General features: G+C 56.4%; 17 protein-coding genes. 8 read left to right on the top strand and 9 right to left on the bottom strand.

Translation table 11 applies throughout. The features are described from left to right. The 3 genes from GSQ94_RS06800 to nikR form a co-directional block, all read right to left on the bottom strand. A complete protein-coding gene (locus GSQ94_RS06800) occupies positions 1-2,826 on the bottom strand; it encodes a sensor histidine kinase (protein ID WP_158942805.1) in 2,826 nt (941 codons plus the stop codon). 357 nt (positions 2,827-3,183) lie between these two features. Continuing rightward, positions 3,184-4,296 (bottom strand): HoxN/HupN/NixA family nickel/cobalt transporter, encoded by a 1,113-nt coding sequence (locus GSQ94_RS06795; RefSeq protein WP_158942803.1) that lies wholly within the window; start codon positions 4,294-4,296, stop codon positions 3,184-3,186. 172 nt (positions 4,297-4,468) lie between these two features. Continuing rightward, on the bottom strand, positions 4,469-4,921 hold the full coding sequence (gene nikR / locus GSQ94_RS06790) for a nickel-responsive transcriptional regulator NikR (protein ID WP_158942801.1): 453 nt from the start codon (positions 4,919-4,921) through the stop codon (positions 4,469-4,471). Between the two features lie 321 nt (positions 4,922-5,242). On the opposite strand from nikR, the gene GSQ94_RS06785 reads away from it, so the two are divergent. The 4 genes from GSQ94_RS06785 to GSQ94_RS06770 all read left to right on the top strand — a co-directional run bounded on the left by GSQ94_RS06785 (position 5,243) and on the right by GSQ94_RS06770 (position 9,037). Continuing rightward, entirely contained in the window at positions 5,243-6,613 is a 1,371-nt protein-coding gene (locus GSQ94_RS06785) for a lipase (RefSeq protein WP_158942799.1), read from the top strand. 232 nt (positions 6,614-6,845) lie between these two features. Continuing rightward, positions 6,846-7,271, top strand: a complete 426-nt coding sequence (locus tag GSQ94_RS06780) for a hypothetical protein (protein ID WP_158942797.1) — start codon at positions 6,846-6,848, stop codon at positions 7,269-7,271. Beyond that, on the top strand, positions 7,234-7,863 hold the full coding sequence (locus GSQ94_RS06775) for a response regulator transcription factor (protein ID WP_158942795.1): 630 nt from the start codon (positions 7,234-7,236) through the stop codon (positions 7,861-7,863). Before GSQ94_RS06780 ends, GSQ94_RS06775 begins: the two co-directional genes overlap by 38 nt. Positions 7,864-8,008: 145 nt before the next feature. Beyond that, complete coding sequence (locus GSQ94_RS06770; RefSeq protein ID WP_158942793.1) at positions 8,009-9,037, top strand: sensor histidine kinase; 1,029 nt, start codon at positions 8,009-8,011, stop codon at positions 9,035-9,037. Between the two features lie 146 nt (positions 9,038-9,183). Here the strand turns inward: GSQ94_RS06770 and GSQ94_RS06765 are convergent, their stop codons facing one another. Continuing rightward, positions 9,184-9,528: a sigma factor gene (locus tag GSQ94_RS06765; protein WP_158942791.1), complete on the bottom strand. Its 345-nt coding sequence runs from the start codon at positions 9,526-9,528 to the stop codon at positions 9,184-9,186. Between the two features lie 315 nt (positions 9,529-9,843). Between GSQ94_RS06765 and GSQ94_RS06760 the strand changes: the two genes are divergently transcribed. Continuing rightward, positions 9,844-10,815, top strand: coding sequence for a 2-hydroxyacid dehydrogenase (locus tag GSQ94_RS06760; protein WP_174240894.1), 972 nt, complete (start codon positions 9,844-9,846; stop codon positions 10,813-10,815). 108 nt (positions 10,816-10,923) lie between these two features. On the opposite strand, the gene GSQ94_RS20960 is transcribed toward GSQ94_RS06760, so the two are convergent. From GSQ94_RS20960 to GSQ94_RS06740, 4 genes are all read right to left on the bottom strand, one after another. Continuing rightward, positions 10,924-11,286, bottom strand: coding sequence for a hypothetical protein (locus GSQ94_RS20960; protein ID WP_174240893.1), 363 nt, complete (start codon positions 11,284-11,286; stop codon positions 10,924-10,926). An 84-nt stretch (positions 11,287-11,370) separates the two neighbouring features. Then, on the bottom strand, positions 11,371-12,636 hold the full coding sequence (locus GSQ94_RS06750) for a GGDEF domain-containing protein (protein WP_158942789.1): 1,266 nt from the start codon (positions 12,634-12,636) through the stop codon (positions 11,371-11,373). A gap of 114 nt (positions 12,637-12,750) precedes the next feature. Beyond that, entirely contained in the window at positions 12,751-14,199 is a 1,449-nt protein-coding gene (locus GSQ94_RS06745; RefSeq protein WP_158942787.1) for a sodium:solute symporter, read from the bottom strand. Positions 14,200-14,299: 100 nt separating this feature from the next. Continuing rightward, positions 14,300-16,351: a M13 family metallopeptidase gene (locus tag GSQ94_RS06740; protein ID WP_158942785.1), complete on the bottom strand. Its 2,052-nt coding sequence runs from the start codon at positions 16,349-16,351 to the stop codon at positions 14,300-14,302. A 138-nt stretch (positions 16,352-16,489) separates the two neighbouring features. Between GSQ94_RS06740 and GSQ94_RS06735 the strand changes: the two genes are divergently transcribed. Beyond that, positions 16,490-18,373 carry a M61 family metallopeptidase gene (locus tag GSQ94_RS06735; protein WP_158942783.1) on the top strand — a complete coding sequence of 628 codons (1,884 nt, stop codon included), beginning with the start codon at positions 16,490-16,492 and terminating at the stop codon, positions 18,371-18,373. Positions 18,374-18,380: 7 nt separating this feature from the next. On the opposite strand, the gene GSQ94_RS06730 is transcribed toward GSQ94_RS06735, so the two are convergent. Further along, the gene (locus tag GSQ94_RS06730; RefSeq protein ID WP_158942781.1) at positions 18,381-19,340 is read right to left on the bottom strand and encodes a YihY/virulence factor BrkB family protein; all 960 of its coding nucleotides are present in this window, start codon (positions 19,338-19,340) and stop codon (positions 18,381-18,383) included. Positions 19,341-19,622: 282 nt separating this feature from the next. Here GSQ94_RS06730 and GSQ94_RS06725 point away from each other — a divergent pair, with 282 nt between their 5' ends. After that, on the top strand, positions 19,623-20,498 hold the full coding sequence (locus tag GSQ94_RS06725) for an MBL fold metallo-hydrolase (protein ID WP_254063701.1): 876 nt from the start codon (positions 19,623-19,625) through the stop codon (positions 20,496-20,498). 3 nt (positions 20,499-20,501) lie between these two features. Next, positions 20,502-21,371: an aldo/keto reductase gene (locus GSQ94_RS06720; RefSeq protein ID WP_158942779.1), complete on the top strand. Its 870-nt coding sequence runs from the start codon at positions 20,502-20,504 to the stop codon at positions 21,369-21,371. The last annotated feature ends 68 nt before the right edge of the window (positions 21,372-21,439 follow it).

The raw sequence follows: 21,439 nt of genomic DNA, 5'->3' as shown, positions 1-21,439 counted from the left end.
TCAGCTTATCGCCCATCGCCTTCCGTGCTCCGCCTTCGATGACAGGATGGAACGTTCAATGGTCAGCTTAACCTGCGTCCCCGAACCAGGCTCGCTCTCCATCGCAAACGTTCCCCCTAGCTGCTCCATGCGCTCCTGCATCCCCGTAATACCATAGTGATGATCTACCGGGACACCCCCCGGCTTGAACCCCACGCCATCATCGATCACAAGAAGACAGAGCTGCTTTGTTTCGTACCGGATCGCTACCGTGATCTGAGTCGGATGTCCATGAAGTATCGCATTGTAGATAGCCTCTCGCACCACCATCAAAAGTTCGCGAGACACCGCTCCCGGCACGGAGTATGCCTCGCCATTCACTGGGTGGCTTACCGTTACTCCGAAGTCTCTCAGCGTTTGAGCTGAGATCGCGGCGATCGACGCGTTTAGATCTACCGCTGCTCCGTCCTCGTGGCGAAGGTTCCAGACAGCATGGCGCGCTTCATCGATAGTCGTCCGCACCTGCTCGCGTGCGTGGTGCAAAAGATCGTCTTTAGGATCTTTCGTCTGTGGCTGCAGACTGGCCACCGCTTCGAGCAGTGCCGATACGCTCGTGCACCCTTGTATCACGGTGTCGTGCATCTCGCGAGCCAACCGTTCCCGCTCTTCAAAAACAGCCCGGAAGCGCAGACGCACCTGATGCATACGCAACCGATAAACCGCCCATGTCAACAACAGCAAAGCGGTCGTACACAGCAAGAGGAACCACCATCTTTGCCAGAAGAAGGGCGACCGGCGCACCTCTATGCTGGCCTCCGTTAACAATGTCGGGTTGTTTACCTCGAAGGCCTGTACACGAAAACGATAGGTCCCAGCTGGAAGGTTTGTATACGAAGCCGAGAGATTTGTTCCTGCATAGACCCAGTTCCTGTCGAAGCCCTCGAGCTTGTACTGGTAACGGATTCCCGTCTGCGGACGTAGCGACAGGGGCGCATAGCTGAACTCAAGCCGGGTCATCCTCGAAGGCAGCTGGACTAAACCGGTGAGCGGCAGCGTTCGACCATCGAGCGTTACATTCTCAAGGAGGAGTCTGGGTAGCCCCGGAACGAACTTATCATTCAGCAGTACTTGAACAGCGCCTTTACTGCTGGGAAACCAAACGCTGCCGTTCGGATCAAGATAGCCCGATGGCTGGCGCCCCCCATACATCTGCGCATCCTCTGCACCGTAAGGCATCGGGTAGACTGACACACTCAGGTGTCCTCCACCCTCTGAACTTCCATTAAGCTGAGGCTCGCTCAAAGAGGAGATGCTATTCGGTCCACTCAGCCAGAGCCGACGCTGCGGATCCTCGAGTATCTGGTAGATGCTGTTACTGGCCAGCCCCTGCACCGTGGTGAACTGCGCGATGCGACCGTTTTGATAGCGAAATAGACCGTGATCCCGAGTGCCGAACCAGATGGTATGGGTTGGGTCTTCATAGATAGCCCACACCTTTTCATTTTGGAGAGCCTCAGTAGCTGCATCATGCGCAAAGCCGTTCTGATGCCACCGGCTCAGCCCTTGATCAGTTCCAATCCAGATATCTCCCTTGTCATCCTCGAGCAAGCTGCGCGTGCTGAAGTGAACGAGACCATCCGCCATCGTCAACTTCCGCACGCTCTGCCGTGTGAGAAGACTCACCCCCTCATCGGTGGCAATCCACATATCGCCATTCCGGCCTTCAAGGAAGGCCCGGATGAAGTTGTTTGTCAGCTCGGAAGGAGCCGAGTAGTGCACTATCCCGTGGGGAGTCAGGCGATAGGCTCCAGTTCCATCGGTCCCTATCCATAGGTCGCCGTCGCGGCCGCGAAAAATATTTCTTATTCGTACCTCTGGCAACTTCCTGAACCGATAAGGCAGCGCAATGCCATCGACGACTCGATAGACGCCTGACGCGACGACCCATAAGCTTCCGTCACCATCTCCCGAGATCGTCTCGTAATCCGAATCCGATCCACCAGGCAACGGCACCACGCGGACCGGGGTTCGACTCAATCGAACCAACCCACCCACCAGACCGAACCATATCTGATGGCTACTGTCTTCGAAGATTCTGAGCACGGTGTTACCGGGCAGCAGACCACGCAGATGCGAAAAGACCCCGTCCCTGTATGTCCAGACACCATCGCCGATAGTGCCAATCCAGAGCGTTCCATCACTTGTCTGCATCAGCGCTCGCACCGTGCCCCTCAACGCAGGGACAGCTTCGAACTTACCTCGGGAGAGCCGTTCCAGACCGCTCACAGTCCCCACCCACACCGTTCCGTCAGTGGTCTGCAGTACGGCCTTTACGCGATTGCTGCTGTAGGAGCCAGGAAGATCGTAGAAGTGTATCTCCTCTCCTTCAATAGAAAGGAGCCGCGATCCACCTACCCATATCTTCCCTATACTGTCCTCTGAGATCTCGTGCACTGCCAGCGGACCTTTCGCATCTGCTCTTCCGATGCGCTTTACCCGATCCCCTTCAACCCGAAACAGTCCGCTGTCTGTTCCTATCCAGAGCGTGCCGCGGTGATCCTCAAAGACGCTGCGTACAAACCCATCGGTCAGGCCCTCCTCTTCGCCATAATGTTTTACAGAACCGTTCAGCAGGCGCAGCAGACCGCCCCCCTCAGTCCCAATCCATAAACTTCCATCTCTCGATGGCGAGAGGCAGAAGATACTGTTCACCCCAGGGGAAGGCAGTGTATTGGAACCATTGAGCACGAAGCGCATTCCATCGAAGCGCGTCAGGCCTCCCGTCGTCCCGATCCAGAGATATCCATCTCCTGTCTCGGCGAGCGCTTGCACGGTATCCTCGGGCAAGCCGTCCTGCACTCTCCAGACGCTGCGCATATACTGCGACTGCGGAGCATCAGCTCCGTACAAGGGACATCGCAGAAGCAAGCAGATCGCAAGCCCGAGAATGGCGGCGCATATGCTTCGAGGTGGTCGCCGTCCCATCACAAACTGCCTGTCTCCAGCGGATACACGACGTTGATTCTACAAGGTGCAGCCAACAAGTGACTCGCTCTCGCCGCACGAGGCCAAGATGCACGACTCCATCAACGATGCCTTCTTGTGTCCAAAAGTAATCAAATACCCGAGGAGGCAAGCTATTTCTTTCGGAGATTGAAGACGAAGAAACTGGCGATTCTCACGCTGCTCGACGAAAACAAAAACCTATGCGCTCATCGCAGGCTGCTTCGGTTGTTTGCCGATTGCAGGGATAGCTCCAGCTTCTGCGTTGAGTTCCATGGCATCCAGTCGCCGCCATTTGTAGATTGCGATGGATACGAGCCAACTCGCAGCAAAGAGCGCGATAATGCAGTAGCCCAGAACTCCAAAGTGATCGTTCAGCTTGACGACAAACTCCCAGAACGCGCCGGTCAAGTGAAATTGCCCCGCCAGCAACCCCAAAGCCTCAATTCCACCGACTGCAAATCCAACCAGAACGGAGATCGAAGTGATGGTGATGTTGTAGTAGAGCTTGCGAATGGGCTTCACGAAGGCCCAGCCATACGCTCCCAGCATAAGGATGTTGTCAGTCGTATCAATCAACGACATCCCTGCAGTAAATAAAGTCGGAAAGACAAGAATCGACCACAGAGATAGGCCTTTGGAAGCCTCAGCCGCTGAGATACCCAGCAACCCTATCTCGGTCGCGGTATCGAATCCAAGCCCGAACAGAATGCCTAGCGGATACATATGCCAGCTGCTCTGGATCAGATCGAAGATCGGACGGAACAAACGGGAAAGAAATCCACGATTGGCCAGCAACAGGTCAAAATCCTCTTCGACATAAGGTTCCCCTCGTCGAACCCTCCTGAATGCCTTAAAAACAGATCGAAGGACGACAAGATTCGCGACCGCAATTCCGAACAGAAAGAGAGTCGACACTAGAGTGCCGATCACCCCTCCTATCTCCTTGAACGCTACCAGGCGATGTTGCAGAGCCATTGCGGTGGCAGCGATGGCGACCGAGCCCAGCACCACGACAGTGGAATGCCCGAGCGAAAACATAAACCCTACCGCAACGGGACGTTTGCCTCCCTGCATCAGCTTGCGGGTCACGTTATCGATTGCGGCGATATGATCGGCATCTACTGCGTGACGAAGTCCGAAGCTATAAGCCAGGAAAGCAGTGCCCAGAAGAACGGGATACTGGCGGAAGGCAACAAGCGCCCATGCCCACGCGGCCAAATTGAAGACCAGCAGAACTCCGTAGATGCCCACCACTTTCGTCTTTGTGCTGCCCGGCTCGTCATGGAGCAATGCCCGAAGAAAGCTTGTCATTGAGTTCGCCTAAGAGCCAAAAACCTACAGGCGATGGTAGCACTTATTAGAAATGCGTGTTACCAAAAGCCGCATCGGCGTCTCTGCACCTGCCAACACGAGTTGGCTCTCTCAGTTAGCGTTTCACTTACCGACTGTGCTGGGCCGAAGCACCCTCACCCTCAGAACTCGCTTATCTGGAAGCGCCATGAGGATGATCGTGCTTGCCGCCCTTCAGATCCTTGCCCGAATTGGTCAACACCAACTTGCCTAAATCCACTCCGCGCAAGGCGAGTATACGATCAGCAATACCCTGAAGATCTTTGCTCCTTCCCTTCATAATCACCACTTCCAGACAATAGTGATGGTCGAGATGGATGTGGGTCGCTGCAAGAATCGTTGTGCCGGCGGCATGCTGAATCTCTGTAAGCTTCTGCGAAAGACTTGGAACGTGGTGATCGTAAACCAGTGTCAGAGTTCCTACGACGGGCTTATTCGAGTCGATGGTCTCGGTCAGAAGAGCATCTCGAATAAGGTCGCGGAACGCCTCCGAGCGGTTAGCATAGCCACGTTTCTTAATCAGCCGGTCAAACTCCTTCAAAAGATCTTCTTCGAGCGAAACTCCGGTTCTGCTTAGTTGCGGCATCTTAATTCTCCAATTCGGCTCAAGCGACGAAAATTCATCGAGTCAAGCTGTTCCACAGCTTATTCTCTGAGGGTTCGCACTAAAAACCAGTGGCATTAGGCTACCTCGTCACAGAAAGAGCTGCTCTACTCGCTAAGAAGACAAAGCTCTGAGTAAGATGATGAGGCCATGTCTCGCAAAGTTCTTTAATACGAGAGCGCAGAAGAAAGCCATCGCAGAGTCAAAGATCGTTCTGCATCATCTCTCACATCGGTCACCATATTTTTTTCGCGCCAACTTCTCGCTGCTCACAATACCGTCTGCCAAACAGGTACTTTCCCTATGAGCTATCGCATCGTCCGCACCCTCTTCGCTCTCGCTGCCCTTCTGCTGATGTCATCGTCCGCCTCGTTTACCCAGACCCCAGCCAACACCTCTCTTCCCATTGTCTTCGTCCACGGCAACGGAGACGACGCTTCCAAGTGGATCGGTATCATCTGGCTCTTTGAGTCGAACAACTACCCCGCTGATAAACTCTACGCCGTCCGCTTCTCCCACCCTAACTCCCGCGCCGATGACACCATCGATGAGGTGAACCGCTCGTCCACCACCGACGCTACCGCCGAACTCAGCGCCTTCGTCACCCGTGTACTCATCGAAACCCACAGCTCCAAGGTCGCCCTCATCGGTAGCAGCAGAGGCGGGATGACGATCCGCAACTATCTCCTCCACGGAGGCAGTAACAACGTCGCCTATGCCATTACCTGCGGCACGCCGAATCATGGAGTGCTCGCGATGGACACCAATCTCGACGGCGAGTTCAATGGAAAAGGCCACTACCTGCAATCACTCAATCACGCCTATGGCGACCGCTCCGAGGTGCCATCATCTGGCGTAAAGGTGATGACTCTCCGTAGCGATAAGCTCGACAAATACGCTCAACCAACGGCCATCTCTTTTGGCGCGCCTCAACGCCCCACCGGCGTCACCGCTGAAGGCCCAGCGCTTGCCGGAGCAACAAACATCGTCCTCCCCAATCTCGATCACCGGGAACTGGCCTTCTATCCGTCTGCCTTCGCGGAGATGTACAAGTTCATCACTGGCGTAGCCCCCGCAACCACTCAGGTCGTACCAGAAGCCGCACCCACTCTCTCTGGTCTCATCACCGGCTTTGAGAATGGTACCTTCACCAACCTCCCACTGGCCGGAGCACACCTCCGCATCTATCCGGTCAACGCAACGGAATCCACTACGCCCGCCTACGAAGTCATTACAGCCCCTGATGGAAGATGGGGCCCGTTCCACGCCTCGCCGACCCAGGAGTACGACTTCGATCTCGAGTTTCAAGGCCGTCACATCCGTTTTTACAAAGCACCCATCGCCCGTTCCACAACTCTGTTGAACTTGCGCCTTCTACCCGTTCCAGCAGAACCAAAGGCTGCAGGCCAAGCCGCCGCCGTCCCGCCTCATACCAGTCAACTTCTTATCGCTCGTCCCGAAGGTTACTTTTCCCGAGAACGAGACCCCGTCCTCATCGACAACAAGCTCTCTACCGACGAGCCCTCCGGCCTCCCACTCAACGACGCCTTTCTCGCCAACCTCTCCACCTCATCCAATCAAGCCAGCACGGTCACGTTGCGGAAGGAAACTATCGTAGCCCGGCCTTCCACTGATCTTGCGACCGATCTCCCTGTTGTCGACTTCCTCTGGTGATGCGGACGGCGGAAGCTTATGAATACCTTAAAATTGTTACCTCGGAACGGACTATGGAGAACTACAGGCTGAAGACTGTGGAAAGCGGCTTTGCTGCATATCTCTAACCTTAATAAGGTTAACCTTGATAGTTCGTAGTGGTTGTTTTCAATCTTGGAGCTTCATCGACCGCAAGCAAGGCTACTGATCTACCTGCGCCAGTAGCACTCGGTGCTGATAGGAGGCCTAAACCATGGAAACACTGGGATCTTCGACCTTCGTTTCGTTTCTGTGGGGAATCTTTTCTTTTGTCCTCTTCGACTTGGGCCTGTATACCATGTACCGGCGAGGAGTACGCCACTATCAAAAATCGCTGGACGAAGCCTACTCGGGACGTTTTGAGCAAAGAGCAATACTCGCCAGGTCACTTCACGAAAATTTAGCCCAGACGATTCAGCGCAGCAAATCTGTCGTAGATCAAGTCCGACACAGCTCTCCAAATGCCCCAAAGACTGTGGTTGCCTTGAATCAGGTTGTAGAGTGGCTCGACGGAGCTGCCAAAGACAGTAATCGGGCACTAAGATCTCTCGAAAATACGCCGATGACGATACTCAATAACAGTTACATCGCGAGAGGAGAACATGCCAACAGCAAAACGAATTCGCATCATGATCGTTGAGGATCATCCTATCTTCCGCGAGGGTCTGAACATGATCATTGAGGCTCAGGAAGACATGGAGATGGTGGCACAGGTTTCGACTGCAGAGGAAGCGCTCCAGGAGTATCGCCGGGTAAAGCCGGACTTAGTCCTCATGGACCAGCGGCTTCCAGGTGCAAGCGGAACCGACGCCCTTATCTCAATTCGGAATGAGTTCCCTCACGTCAGGATCATGATGCTCACCACCTCGAGCGGCGACATTGAGATTCAGCGTGCTATGCGCGCAGGAGCCTCTGCCTACGTCTTGAAAAGCACGCCAAAAAATGAATTGCTGAAGATCATCCGCACCGTATCGACCGGACGGAAACATATCCCCTCTGACGTCGCCAGCAGCGTTGCAGAGCATATGGGACAAGAAGACCTTACTCCTCGTGAACTCGAGGTTCTTGACTTGATCCGGGAGGGTAACAAAAATAAACAGATCGCGAGTCAGCTCTCCATCTCCGAAACAACGGTCAACTTTCATATCAAAAATATCGTCGACAAACTTCAAGCTAACGACAGAACACACGCCGTTACGATCGCCTTACGTCGAGGTCTGCTCCAGATATGAGCATCTTTCAGTCGGACAGATTGAACATCGACGCATGCAAATTCAAAACACCTCTAATTCGCAGCATGGGATCGTCTTTGTAGCTATCCTGCTTGTTTTTTTTGCGGATCCCGCAGCTCAGTCTTCGGAACCGCCCACGAGACTGATGCAATACGCCCACCGTTCTTGGCGCACCGACGAGAACGCTTTGCTGGCCCACCCCCAGAGTCTCGCACAGACCAGCGGTGGTTACCTCTGGAACAGCGACGGAATACGCTTTACAAAATGGAGTCCGCCCGCGGGTAGATCTCTGCCCGGTGCTTCCACATGGCTCCTCTTTGCGGCACGTGATGGCACCCAGACAGCATCTACAGTTTCACCGGCCTGGTATCAGACTCTTACCTTTCATATCCTCGCTGGACTCGTGCTCCTTGCGATCGCAACGTTGAGCTACTTCTATCGCCTGCGGGTCTATGCCAACTCCTTGAGACAGCGTTTAGACGAGCGACTGCAGGAACGAACCCGCTTGGCTCGTGATCTACACGACACCCTCCTGCAAACGATTCAAGGCAGCAAAATGGTCGCCGACGACGCACGCGACCACGTGGAGGATGCGCGCTTGACCGCCCGAGCCTTGGATCGACTATCCGACTGGCTCGACCGCGCCAGCATCGAAGGTCGTGCTGCCCTGGAGGCTCTTCGAAGATCTTCCATCGAAGCGAACGACCTTGTAGTGGCTATTCAACGGGTAGCTGATGATTGCATTCCAGAAGCCAGAATGGATGCCACCATCTCAACCGTGGGCACCATCAGGGAGATGCATCCTATCACTCGGGACGAGGTATATCGCATCGCCTATGAAGCCATTCGCAACTCTTGCGCCCACTCCGGATCAAGAAATCTCTGGATTGAACTACAGTACAAGAGACGGTTTCGCCTCGAAATCCGGGACAATGGCCGTGGCATCGACGAAGAGACTTTACGATCCGGCAACGCCGGACACCTTGGCCTGGCAGGTATGCGGGAACGGGCAGCGTACCTCGGCGGAACCCTCAATATCTCTAGTTCCCAGCAAGCTGGCACGACGGTAACCCTTGTCGTACCAGGTCAGGTGATCTATACGCATCCCATGCGTGGCCTGCGCTCTTGGATCACCCAACTCTTCAAACCAGATATCGATCACAGCGAAAATTGATGACGTCGGTTGAACAAATGCAACCCTTATTTCGTCACAAGTCAGCTGGCCGAAAGCTTTTCTTCCCGATGCACGCGAGCTCTTCCGCTGCCACAAGCTGTCAGGAAAGCGAGAGCATCTTAAGGTCAAAGCAGTTCAGGTAGAAATTAGACCGCAACCTGCCGCTGACGCAGATGCTCATCCGCCTCACAGGACGCAATGTTTATCAGCCAGGTACTGAATCTCAGTTGCCCTCGAAAGCTTTTCAGGCTTCGGTAAGCGTTCACGAATGCCTGTTGAGCCGCGCACTCCGCATCCGCCTCATTCTTGAGTATCAGGAATGCCATCCGATACACCGCTCGCTCATAACGTCGTACTAGATCGTGGTATACGTGGGTCTGTCCTTCCAGGATGACCGCAATCATTCGTGTTTCGTCGGGCGCATCATAGGCTCCATTGGCCGAACGCATGAGGCTTCTAGCTAGCTGCGTCTCCGGGGCAGCTGAACGCACGCGAGTTTCCATGATCGGTTCCCCTTGGTGAGGATCTACTCTGCACCCTTAGCCAAGGCGCGGTTCGCGGTGCCTCACAAAGATCACTATCAGGGATCATATCGCTCCCTGGAATCTTAGATACCACAGGAAGAAACCTCTATATTTCTGCAGGGACCTCTCAACTCCTGTAGCTCACCACCATCAAGGAGCCCGCGCAGATGCGATCGTGCGCACCGGAGTCCTCAACCTTCGAACCAAACGAGGAGACGGGACTGATCTGCTCCGGAGAGTCTCGATTTTGTCTTTGCCCGTAGATTCATGCACACTTAGACAATGATGCGTGTCGGTGTCGATGAACTTCTCTCCTCTGAACTGCTGGTAGATCTTCCACCCGAGGCAGAGATTGTACGTATCCCTCGAAAGCCATCGGCAACCCTGGACGTCGACTTCTGGATCCTGCCCTTCGCCCGCAAGGAAGCCCAGGAGATCTTCAACCATCTGCGCGGCGTCAAAGTAGTTCAGTCCATGATGGCGGGCGTGGATTGGATTGCGCCATGGCTGCCGAAGGATATTGTCCTCTGCGACGGACGCGGCATTCACGATATCTCGACCTCCGAGTGGGTCCTGACCGCAATCCTTAACTCCTTCAAGAGGTTCCCACGCTATCGCGACCTGCAGCTACGCGGCGAGTGGAAGGGCCAGTCCTCCGTAACAGACGGCTTCCTCAACGAGGGTGGCGTCCAGGTCGGCCAATACCAGATTCTGGGAGAAGACTTGGCTGGCAAGACGGTACTCATCGTCGGCTACGGATCCATTGGCGCTGCCATTGAGACTCGGCTCAAGCCGTTTGGTGTCGACATCCTTCGAGTGGCGCGTAGCCCTCGCAAAGAGCCGGAGGTCTCTGCCGTCGCCGAACTGAATAATCTTCTGCCGAAAGCCGATGTCGTCGTCCTTGTCGTTCCGCTTACACCCGAGACCCACGGACTCATCGGAGCAACGGAGATTCGCCTGATGAAGCGCGGAGCTCTTCTCGTCAATGCAGCTCGTGGAGCTGTAGTAGTCACCGAGGCGCTGCTAGAGGCACTCCGGGATCATCGAATAAGGGCCGCACTCGATGTAACCGACCCCGAGCCGCTTCCACCCGGCCACCCTCTCTGGTCTGCGCCAAACTGCATGATCACTCCACACGTAGCCGGATCGACACCAGAGTTCATCCACCGCGCCTTCCGCTTCGGAGCCGAACAGGTAAAGCGATTCCTTGCCGGAAAAGATCTTCAAAACATCGTGACAGAGGCAGGCTACTAGCACTCAGAAAAGCGCCGCTCAACCCCTCGCGGACAAGAACGGACAAGATGAGGCAAGACGAGCGGCCTGTCACTCACCTTTCAGAGGTGACAGGCCCAAAATAAGAGGCTAGCGCCTGCGGCCAACCTGAAGTTCATCGACGTCGTCGTCTTCCTCTTCGTCGTCGTCCTCATCCTCGTCATCGTCTTCGTCTTCGTACTCGTCGTCGTCCTCTTCCTCCTCGTCATCGTCGAGTTCGTCATCATCGTCCTCAAGCTCTTCCTCGTCATCATCCTCGTCGTCCTCTTCCTCATCTTCATCCTCGAACTCGTCCTCATCGTCGTCGAGAGGTTTCTTCGCGGCATGAAAAGACTCGGATGCGGCGTACTGTGAGAAAGGGTCAGAGGAGCTGTTTTCAAAGGGGGCAATGAAATCCAGACCTACCGGGAAGAAAGTTGCGTTGTTGTCGAAGGTTAGGGTTTCAAATGCCATAAAGATCTCTCCTGGTGAAATTGTGTACTGGGATAGGATGCAGCAGATCGAAAAAAGTGAGTGCAAAAATAACTTTTACTTTAATTAGACATGGACTAGTGTCTGTCGTTTCTGTTCATACATACGCTGATCGGCCAGACGACGCAGAAGCACCTCATCGAGAGTGTCGTCAGGGTAGATAGCCACTCCGATGCTTCCACTCACGGTAAGCTCGCTGCCATTGATCTGAACAGGCTTGCGCAGCGCCTCAGAGATACGGGCAACGTAGTCATCGGCAATGCGGGCCGCCGGCCTTTCTACGGGAAGATCCGTGGCAATCACAATAAACTCGTCCCCTCCAAGACGTGCAAGAGTATCTGGGACCCGGAGCGCTGCCCGGAGATGATGCGAGATGTGCTGCAACACCTCGTCACCGGTATCGTGTCCGTGAACGTCGTTGATCAGCTTGAACCCGTTCAGATCCAGCATAAGCAACGCGGTTCGGGTATGGGTCCGCTCCGCATGACACAACGCCTTACCGAGCCTGTCCTCGAACAGTCGGCGGTTTGGCAAGCCTGTCAGGTGGTCGTGGAAGGCGTACCACTCGTTACTGGTCACCTGGTGTTCCAGCATCACCAGCAGCATCCCGATCGTAACCAGAAACTTCTGCATGTCCCATATCTGTGCCGCCACGTCGATGTACTGCGGTCGGTTGGTCACCCAGGAGTGCAAAAGAAACACCAGCGCCCATATCGTGAAGCCGAGCACGATCGCCACCTTCCCCAGGCTCTTGCTGGGCAAGCTCAACTGGAAGTGGATAGCTGTCGTCGCGTACAGAGCAAAGAGCGGGAGATACGCTGCGTCGCGATACATCCCGTTCGAAGCAAAAAGCCACGCGGAGCTCCAGACGCAGATCTGGGCGCCAACGATCCACCAGGCCCGGCCAAGCCTCCACGTGCGAGCCAGCACAAAAGGACTCAACGTCCCCAGCACAAGACCGCAGCCAATAAAGACGTGAAAGATCCCCGGCGTTCGAACGTCGAAGCCATACGTCGTCAGTACTGCCAACAGCGGCAACGAGTTCAGCCACAGGTAGTAGAGCGTGGGCCTGCGCGGGAACAGCGACTTCGCGGCTGCCCAGAGAAAGATAACCCCTGCCGCCAGGTAGGCATCCAGAGCAACGATATGCGAGCTCAGGTGCCATCGGCCCTTTGGCGTGTAGAAAGCATGTGCAAGCGACTCGAGGAAGATGAACAGAAGGCCGCTGATCCAGAGATCGACCCTGTCCTGAGGATGGCGTTTGCGCAGGAAATACAAGATCGCGAGAAGGGTAGCCATCGCGGCGAGGTCAGGCGTTAGTCGGTAGTTCATTTATCTTTATGCGGCCTTATCGATGGCGCCTGCGGCAAACCAACTGCGCGTTCGCTGAAAGTGGAAGACTAAGTATCGAACATTATCGTTAACAGCCTGCAAACAGAGGGCTCTTCAGCCTTCAGAGAAGGGCTGCAACTGCTTTTCCGTGGGCGGTTCGGTAAAGAGACTCACCAGCACCAGGCACAGAAGAGACGCTACCAGGGCCGGCAAAATAGCGTCACGTTCGCTGACCACCGCGGGCAGATGCGCATGGACAAAGCCCGAATCCCAGAAAACGGTAACGAAGGTTCCGACCGCGATGCTGGCCACGGCGCCCGCCGCAGTCGCACGCCGCCAGTAAAACGTGGCAAGAATCACCGGAGTTAGCGCCGCGCCATAGATCGTATAGGCATACAGCGACTTCTTCAGCACCGACTCGATATGCAACGACTGGTAAAGCGCCCACAACCCAAGCAGAACAACCATCAAACGCGAGATAGCAAGCGTCTTCTTGTTCGTTGCCTCAGGATTGATGTAACGAAGGTAGATGTCATTGACAAGATTCGTAGAGGGAGAAAAAAGCCAGTTATTCGCGGTAGAGATAATCTTCGCAAAGATCGCGCCCATCAGCAGCGCGCCCAGCAGGCGAAGTGGACCCGATCCGGAGAAGCCATGAAGCCCAAGGTAAGCCAGAATCTCCCGCGGCCGCGCATGCACCTCGCCGCTCGGAAAAAGGCTCGATCCTACAACGGCAAGCGCGACAATCACGGTCTCGAGAATAACCGTGCCGATGATCCACCCGACAACCGCGCGCGTCGCATCCTTCTCCGACTTCGCCGAGAAAAACTTCTGATACATCGACTGGTTCCCTAGCAGCAGAAGACAGGTCGGAAGAAACAGCTCCAGTCCTTGAACAAAGCTCAGGTCCCCCAGTACCTGGAAGTGCGTCGCAGGAAGGCTCGCATGAATCGCCGCCCATCCGCCCGCGCGATGCGCCAGAATCGGCAGCGCGACGATCATCGTAAACGTAGCCAGCAGCCCAATCGCGACATCCATGTACGCAACCGAAGCCATGCCCGCAATCGCGGTAAAGACAATTACAAACGCCGCAATAATGTACTTTCCGAGATCGGGGGTAATCAGGTCAGGAAAGATGAGGTGCAGAATATCGCCGCCCCCCACAAACTGGTAGCTGGTCACCGCGGTATAGCAAAACAAAATCGCAATTACGCCAAGCACCCGCGCCGCCTGGTTATATCGGGCCTCCAGCAGATCGGGAATCGTAAACTGCGCGAACTTTCGCGCGCGCGGAGCAATAAAGTAAATCAGCAGCAGCCCTGCCCAACCGCCGCCTCCTTGCCACAGTGCCGCGAACCCATGCCTGTACGCATTCTCCGCGCCCCCCAGCAACGAGCCCGATCCAATCCAGCTCGACAGTAGCGTGAACACCAGCACAAACGCCGGCAGCGAACGGCCAGCCACAAGGTAGTCCGCCTTGGTCTTCACCTTGCCCAGACGGGTCAACGAGACCGTCAGCAGCGTGACCACGATAACCGATAGAACAATCGCGTAAAGATTCATTAGATTAGGGTCAAGTGTACTGTCTTGGAGCCGATTCCAACACCGGCAGCCTCGTATCTGCCATCACGAAGCCGCCGGAATCGGGAAAAGTCCATCGCTCCTACCAGACCCGGCAGGTCGGCGCATGCACCATCGGCTGACCCGCCTTGCAACTGAACGCCTTCTGAAACTCCGGCAGATTCGAAACCACCCCGTTGATTCGCGCATACCCCGGCGAGTGGGGGTCTGTAATCGCGCGCACCCGCAGCACCTCCGGGCGCTCATTCTCACACGCCCACTGCGCCATCCCGACGAAGAAGCGCTGATCCGGCGTAAACCCGTCTACGGTCGCCAACTGTTGTCCCTCGGTCTGCTTCTTCCACGCAATATACGCAAGCAGCGTCCCGCCCAGGTCCGCCACATCCTCCCCGCTCGTCAGTTTGGAGTTGATGTGAATGTCATCCACCACAACATACTTCGCATACTGATCGCGAACGCAGTTGATGCGGTCCTCGAAGCCCTTCGCATCCGTCGCCGTCCACCAGTCGCGAAGATTGCCCTTATCGTCGAACTGCCGCCCCTCATCGTCAAAGGCATGCGTCAGCTCGTGCCCGATCGTCGCTCCCGTGTTGCCATAGTTCGGCGCATCATCGAGCTTCGTGTCATACAGCGGCGGCTGCAGAACACCTGCCGGAAAATTGATATCGTTCATCTGCGGATTGAAGTAAGCATTCACTGTCGGCGGCGTCATTCCCCACTCATTCAGGTCGACCGGCTTGCCCAGCTTGTGCCACTGACGTGCATCCTCGAAGCGATACGATCGCGTCACATTGCCAAAATAATCATCTGGCTTGATCTCAAGCGCCGAATAGTCCCGCCACTGGTCCGGATATCCGATTTTGTTGCGAATCACATGCAGCTTGCGCAACGCCTCCTGCTTGGTCGCAGGGCTCATCCAGTCGAGACCTTCGATCTCCTGCTTCATCGCCGTCTCAACCTGCTCCGTCATCAGCCGCGTCTTCGCCTTGGTATCTGCAGAAAACGTGCGCTTCACAAACTCCTGCCCCAGTGCCTCTCCCAGATCGCCATCCACTCCCCGCGTACACGTCTTCCAACGCGGCGGCATCGCTGGAACTCCGCGCAAAGTCGTCGAGTAAAAGTCGAAGTGAGCCTGCGCTATTGGATGAGCAAGATCAGGCGCTGCCGCCGCCAGCAGGTGAAACCGTAGATACCCGCGCAATGCCTCCACCGGCTCCGCAGAAATCTCAGCCTGCACCGCCTTGAAAAACGCCGGCTGCGAGACGTTCACCTTCACAACACCCGGCGCGCCCTGCGTCTCAAAGTAGTGCGGCCAGTCGAACGCAGGCGCAATCTTGCCCAACTCCTCAATCGTCATCATGTGATAAATGTTGTGCGGATCGCGCCGCTCCACCCGCGTCAGCGACGCCTTTGCAAGCGTAGTCTCAATCCGAAGCGTCGCATCCGCATCGAGCTTCGCCTGCGCCGCAGACTCCCCACCCAGCGTCAGCAGCTTCTGAATAAACGCAACATACTGCTCGCGCAGCTTCACGCTCTTCTCATCGCTGTTGATGTAATAGTCGCGGTCGGGAAGCCCCAGTCCGCCCGCACCCAGCGCTACGATCTCCAGGGATGAATCAAGCGCATCTTGATCCGTCCCGGAACCAAACAGGAAACTGCCCGAAGAGTCACGATGCAGCGTGCTAATAGCCGCGATCAGCTCCGGCCGCGTCTTCAACGCATTAATCTTCGCCAGCTCCGCCTGCACCGGCTTCAGCCCGAGCGCGTCGATCGCGGACGTATTCATACACGAAGCAAAGTAGTCGCCTACCTTCTGCTGGGTCGCATTGCGATTCGCGGCCTTCGCATCGTCGGCGAGAATGCCCCACAGGAACTGCTCGTTATCATTGCCCAGCTTCGCATATACGCTCCAGCCGGATTGGTCCGCAGGAATCGGATTCTTCTTCTCCCATCCGCCGCACGAAAACTTGTAAAAGTCTGTACAAGGATCGACCGATCGATCCAGGCTCGAAAGATCGAGCGACGGCGAATATGGCATCGATTGCAGTGGCTGTGCGCTCTCCTGCGCAGAAACCTGCATCGCGGCGAACAACAGTGCTGTGGCCGCCAGGGCGACCGAAACTTTTAGAGACATGCGTTTCTCCTGTGTGCATAATCCTACCCTCAAATTCAGCAGCCGCCACCACATTTGCCCCGCCCTCAAGGCAAAGTGCTCAGGCCGCAGGTTAGACTAACCTCGGTTCTACATAGACGAACAGTGGAAGGCAAACGAATGATTGGTTTGTGGAAGAAGTGTGCCGGGGCAGCTCTGGCCGCAACGGTAGGCAGTTTAGTCGCTGGGGCGCAGACCGTGCCAATTACCCTGAGTGTCGATCTCACCGATGCTCCCCGCAAGATCCTCCACGCCACCGAAGTCATGCCGGTCACCCCCGGACCGATGACCGTGGTCTACCCCAAGTGGATCCCCGGCGAACACGGTCCCACCGGCCCCATCGAGAACATGGCCGGCTTCTTCATCACTGCCAACGGCCAGCCCGTGAAGTGGGAGCGCGACAAGGTAGACATGTTCGCCTATCACATTACCGTTCCGCAGGGCGTCACCCAGCTTAAGATGAAGATCGACTTCCTCGCCTCCTCCGCACTCTCAGGGTTCTCCGCAGGCGGCTCCACCAGCGAAAATCTCGCCCTGCTCAGTTGGAACACGCTTCTCGTCTATCCCGAAAACACTGACGCCAGCCAGGTCATGTTCACTCCCTCCGTCAGGCTGCCCGAAGGCTGGAAGCTCGGCACCGCACTCGACAAAGATGGCGGCTCCGGACAGACCTCCACCTTCAAGACCGTCAGCCTCGAGCAGCTCGTCGACTCGCCTGTACTCGCAGGCCGGTACTTCCGCGAGATCCCGCTCGCCCCTGAGATCTCCCCGAAGCACTACCTCGACATGGCAGCCGACGGACCGGAGCAGGTCAATCTCTCCAAAGAGCACATCGCCGACTTCGACAAGCTCGTCCGCGAGACTGGAGCTCTCTACAAGTCCCGCCACTACGGCTCGTATCACTTTCTCGTCACCCTCAGCGACGAGGTCGCGCACTTCGGCCTTGAGCATCATCAGTCCAGCGACGACCGAGTGATGGCTACCACCTTCACCGACGACCGCGAGTTCGTCCTCGACGGCCTGCTCCTGCCGCACGAGTTCACCCATAGCTGGAACGGCAAGTATCGCCGCCCCGCCGGCCTCGCCACCAGCAACTATCAGAAGCCCATGGAAGGCGACCTCCTGTGGGTCTACGAGGGCCTCACTGAGTACCTCGGCGACGTGTTAGCCGCGCGTTGCGGCATCTGGTCCCCCGAGCAGTACAAGCAGCGTCTCTCCACCATCGCCGCCGAGTATGACAATCGTCCAGGCCGCACCTGGCGCGACATTCAGGACACCGCAACCGCCGCGCAGATCCTGTACTCCACCGGCGACGGATGGGACAACTGGCGCCTTAACGTCGACTACTACGACGAGGGCGAACTCGTCTGGCTCGACGTCGACACCACCATCCGCAAGATGACCAACAACAAGAAGAGCATCGATGACTTCGTCGCCAAATTTCACGGGCTCGGCGGAGACACCGGACCCAAGGTCGTTCCCTACACCTTCGAGGATGTCGTCGCGGGCCTCAACAGCGTCGTCGCTAACGACTGGGCGACCTTCCTGCGCACCCGGCTCGACTCCAACTCCTATCACGCTCCATTAGGCGGACTCGAAAACGGCGGCTACAAGCTCACCTATACCGAGAAGCCGAACTCCTGGAGTGCCATGGCAGACGAGCAGTCCGGCACCTTCGACTTCTGGTACTCCGTCGGTCTGCACGTCAACAAGGCCGGCAACATCTTCGACGTCCTCAAGGGTGGCGTCTCTGACAAGAGCGGCATCGGCCCAGGGATGAAGATCGTGGCCGTCAACGGTCGCGCCTACACCCCCGATGTTCTCAAGGCTGCAGTACACGACTCGAAGGGCTCCGGCCAAGCCGTAGAGTTGATCGTCCTCAACACGGGCTACTACAAAGTAGTCAAACTGGACTACCACGAAGGCGAACGCTACCCGCTGTTAGAGAGAGTAACGGGTGTCCCCGATCGTCTGGATGACATCCTCAAACCAGCGGCAAAGTAGCCTTCGCTTAGGCGGCAGAAGTCGGCACCACCACCGTGGCCGCCATTGCCGCGAAACTGTTTTGCTCAAGTGCGAGCAGACGCTTCGCAGCAGCGGCGGCTTCTATCTCGCTGTTGATCTCCGCCCCCAACAGCAACATCAGCCCCGTCAGATAAAACCACGTCAGCAAAATAATGACCGCACCCAAAGAACCATAGGTCACCGAATAGTTATCGAAGTAGTGGACATAAACACGCAGCCCGATCGAGGTAAGCATCCATCCAACGATGCCGATAGCCGCACCCGGTGTCAGCCAGTGCCACTGGCTCCGCTTCACATCCGGAGCGAAGTAATAGATCACCGCAAAAAATAGCGACAACAGCGTCGCCGCAAACAGCCAGCCGATACCGCGTGCCGTACCCGCCGCCACCATAGCCAGAAAGTGGTGGTAGATCCGCACCTCCGCAACGCGCGCAAAGAAATCCGCGCCCAACAGCGAGGCCAGCATCAGCGTCACCAGCCCCATCAAAAGAATTGTCACGCCAATCGCAGAGAACCGCGCAGCGAAGTAAGACCTCGTCTCCTTCACCTTGTAGACCACGTTCAGCGAGTCCTGAATCGCCGAAAATCCTACCGACGCACTCCACACAGCGGCTACCAGGCCAAAGGTCAGCTTCCCGCTCGTAGTGTTCGCAGTCGTCTGGTTGAAGGTCTCCAGGACCGTCCCCATCGCATCATGCGGCAGCACGATCGAGAGATATCCCAGCAAAGAGTAATAGATATGCGACGCCGAGCGGGCTGCAAGGCCAAGCAGCGCTGTCGCCGTCACCAGGCTCGGAAACAGCGCGAAGATAAAGTAGAAGCCAAGCTCCGCAGCCCGTCCCACCAGGTTGTCTCCCAGAAACGAGTTCCAGGTATGCTTCGCAACCACCCGAACCGGAATTCCCTCCAGATTCCACAACGATCGGAGCGGCGATCGCGAAACCATGTCCCATATGCGCCTCTGGATATGCGCGCCGCGAGAGGAATCGAAAATGGGGTCCAGGGAAGCGATAGCAGTTCTACCTTTCGCCTGATCCCTCTCAAACCACGTAATTGAGCCGTCCAGGCGGGTGTTCTCGCAAGGTAGATGCGGCTTGGATATCCTCCGGTAGCATCGCTGCTCCTGATTTTCGCTGTATCTCGGTGCGTATACCCACAAGAGAGCATCTATTTATTGGTGACAGAAATGCAAAGAGCATGGCGGGGCAGACCCTTCGCAATTAGAAAGATGGAACAGCTCTGGCGGCTGGTCCGCGAGAGCCACGAACAACCAATGTCCGGCGCTCCAAGGCCAGTCGAGCTGGTAAAACCCAATGAGCTGGGCGTCACCTTCATCGGCCACTCCTCCTTCCTCCTCCAGATTCACGGACGAAAGTTACTGGTCGACCCAGTCTTCTCCAAACGGCTTATCCTTCTCCGCCGCCAGCGCCACCCCGGTGTCATGGTCGAAGAGCTTCCCGCCATCGACGTAGTCTTGCTCACTCACGCGCACATGGATCACCTCGACATGGCCTCTCTTCGCCGCGTCATCCGCGCCACGCGCAAACTCACTGGCCGCACGCCTGAGGTCGTTGTGCCTCGCGGCGTAGAAGATCTCGTTGAAAAACTCGGCTTCTCCCACATCCACGGACTCGCATGGTGGGACCAGATCGAACTGCAGGGACTCACCATCACCATGACCCCATGCAAACACTGGGGCGCCAGGATGTTCCGCGACACTCATCGCGGCTACGGCGGCTATGTCATCGCAGGCGGTGGCCAATCCGTCTACCACTCCGGCGACACTGCCTACTTCGATGGATTCCGCGAGATCGGCGCGAAGCTCCATCCCGAGGTCGCTCTCCTCCCCATCGGCGCCTACTTTCCCGATAGTTATAGATCCGTCCACACCAGCCCGGAAGAGGCACTCAGAGGCTTCGTTGAGCTCGGTGCACAACGCATGGTGCCAATGCACTACGGAACCTTCCGTTTAGGCCGTGAGCCCATGGAAGAGCCCATCCAGCGCCTCAACGCCGAAGCCGAACGCCTCGGCATTAAACGACAAATAAAAATTCTCGCCGAAGGCGAGACGATGCACCTTTGTCCTGCCATCAGCATCCGATAACGTATGGCTACTCTCACTGTAAGTGCGAAAACAAGCGGAACATTTGCGATTGGCGGCGATCTTCCTGTCAACCGTATGGGATACGGAGCGATGCGTATCACGGGCGAAGGAATCTGGGGCGCGCCCAAAGATAGCGAAGCCGCAAAGAAGGTGCTTCGCCGCGTAGTCGAACTCGGTATCAATTTCATCGATACCGCCGACGCCTACGGACCTGACGTCAGCGAGCAACTCATCGGCGAAGCCCTCGCCCCTTACGCAAAGGGCGTCGTCATCGCGACCAAGGGTGGCCTGACTCGCCAGGGTCCGAATGAGTGGTTACCCGTAGGACGTCCCGAGTACCTCACCCAGCAGGTCGAGATGAGTCTGCGCAGGCTCAAGGTAGAGCGCATCGACCTCTGGCAACTCCACCGTATCGACCCGAAGGTCCCCGTCGAGGAATCTCTCGGCGCGATCAAAAAGCTTCAGGAGCAAGGCAAGATCCGCCACGTCGGTCTCAGCGAAGTCAAACCCCACGAGATCGATCAGGCCCGCAAGGTCATCGACATCGTAAGCGTGCAGAACCAGTACAACATCGGAGACCGCAAGCACGACGACGTCGTCGAGTACTGCACCAAACACAAAATCGCCTTTATCCCGTGGTTTCCCGTAGCAGCCGGCAAGCTCGCTCAGCCGGGTGGCAAGCTCGACTCCGCAGCCAAGACCCACGGAGCAACCGTCTCGCAGCTCTCCCTGGCATGGCTTCTGCATCACTCCCCCGTCATGCTGCCCATCCCCGGAACAACCTCGATTGAACACCTCGAAGAGAATGTTGCCGCATCCGACGTCAAGCTCTCCGACGCGGAATGGAAAGAAATCGAAGACTCCGCGAAATAAATCCTCTACACACGCAAAGAAAAGAGCCGCCATCAAGCGGCTCTTCTCTTTGCGTTCACCAACCCGCA

This window comes from Granulicella sp. S190 (assembly GCF_009766095.1).
Lineage (GTDB): Bacteria > Acidobacteriota > Terriglobia > Terriglobales > Acidobacteriaceae > Edaphobacter.
This window is presented reverse-complemented; position numbering and strand designations above follow the sequence as displayed.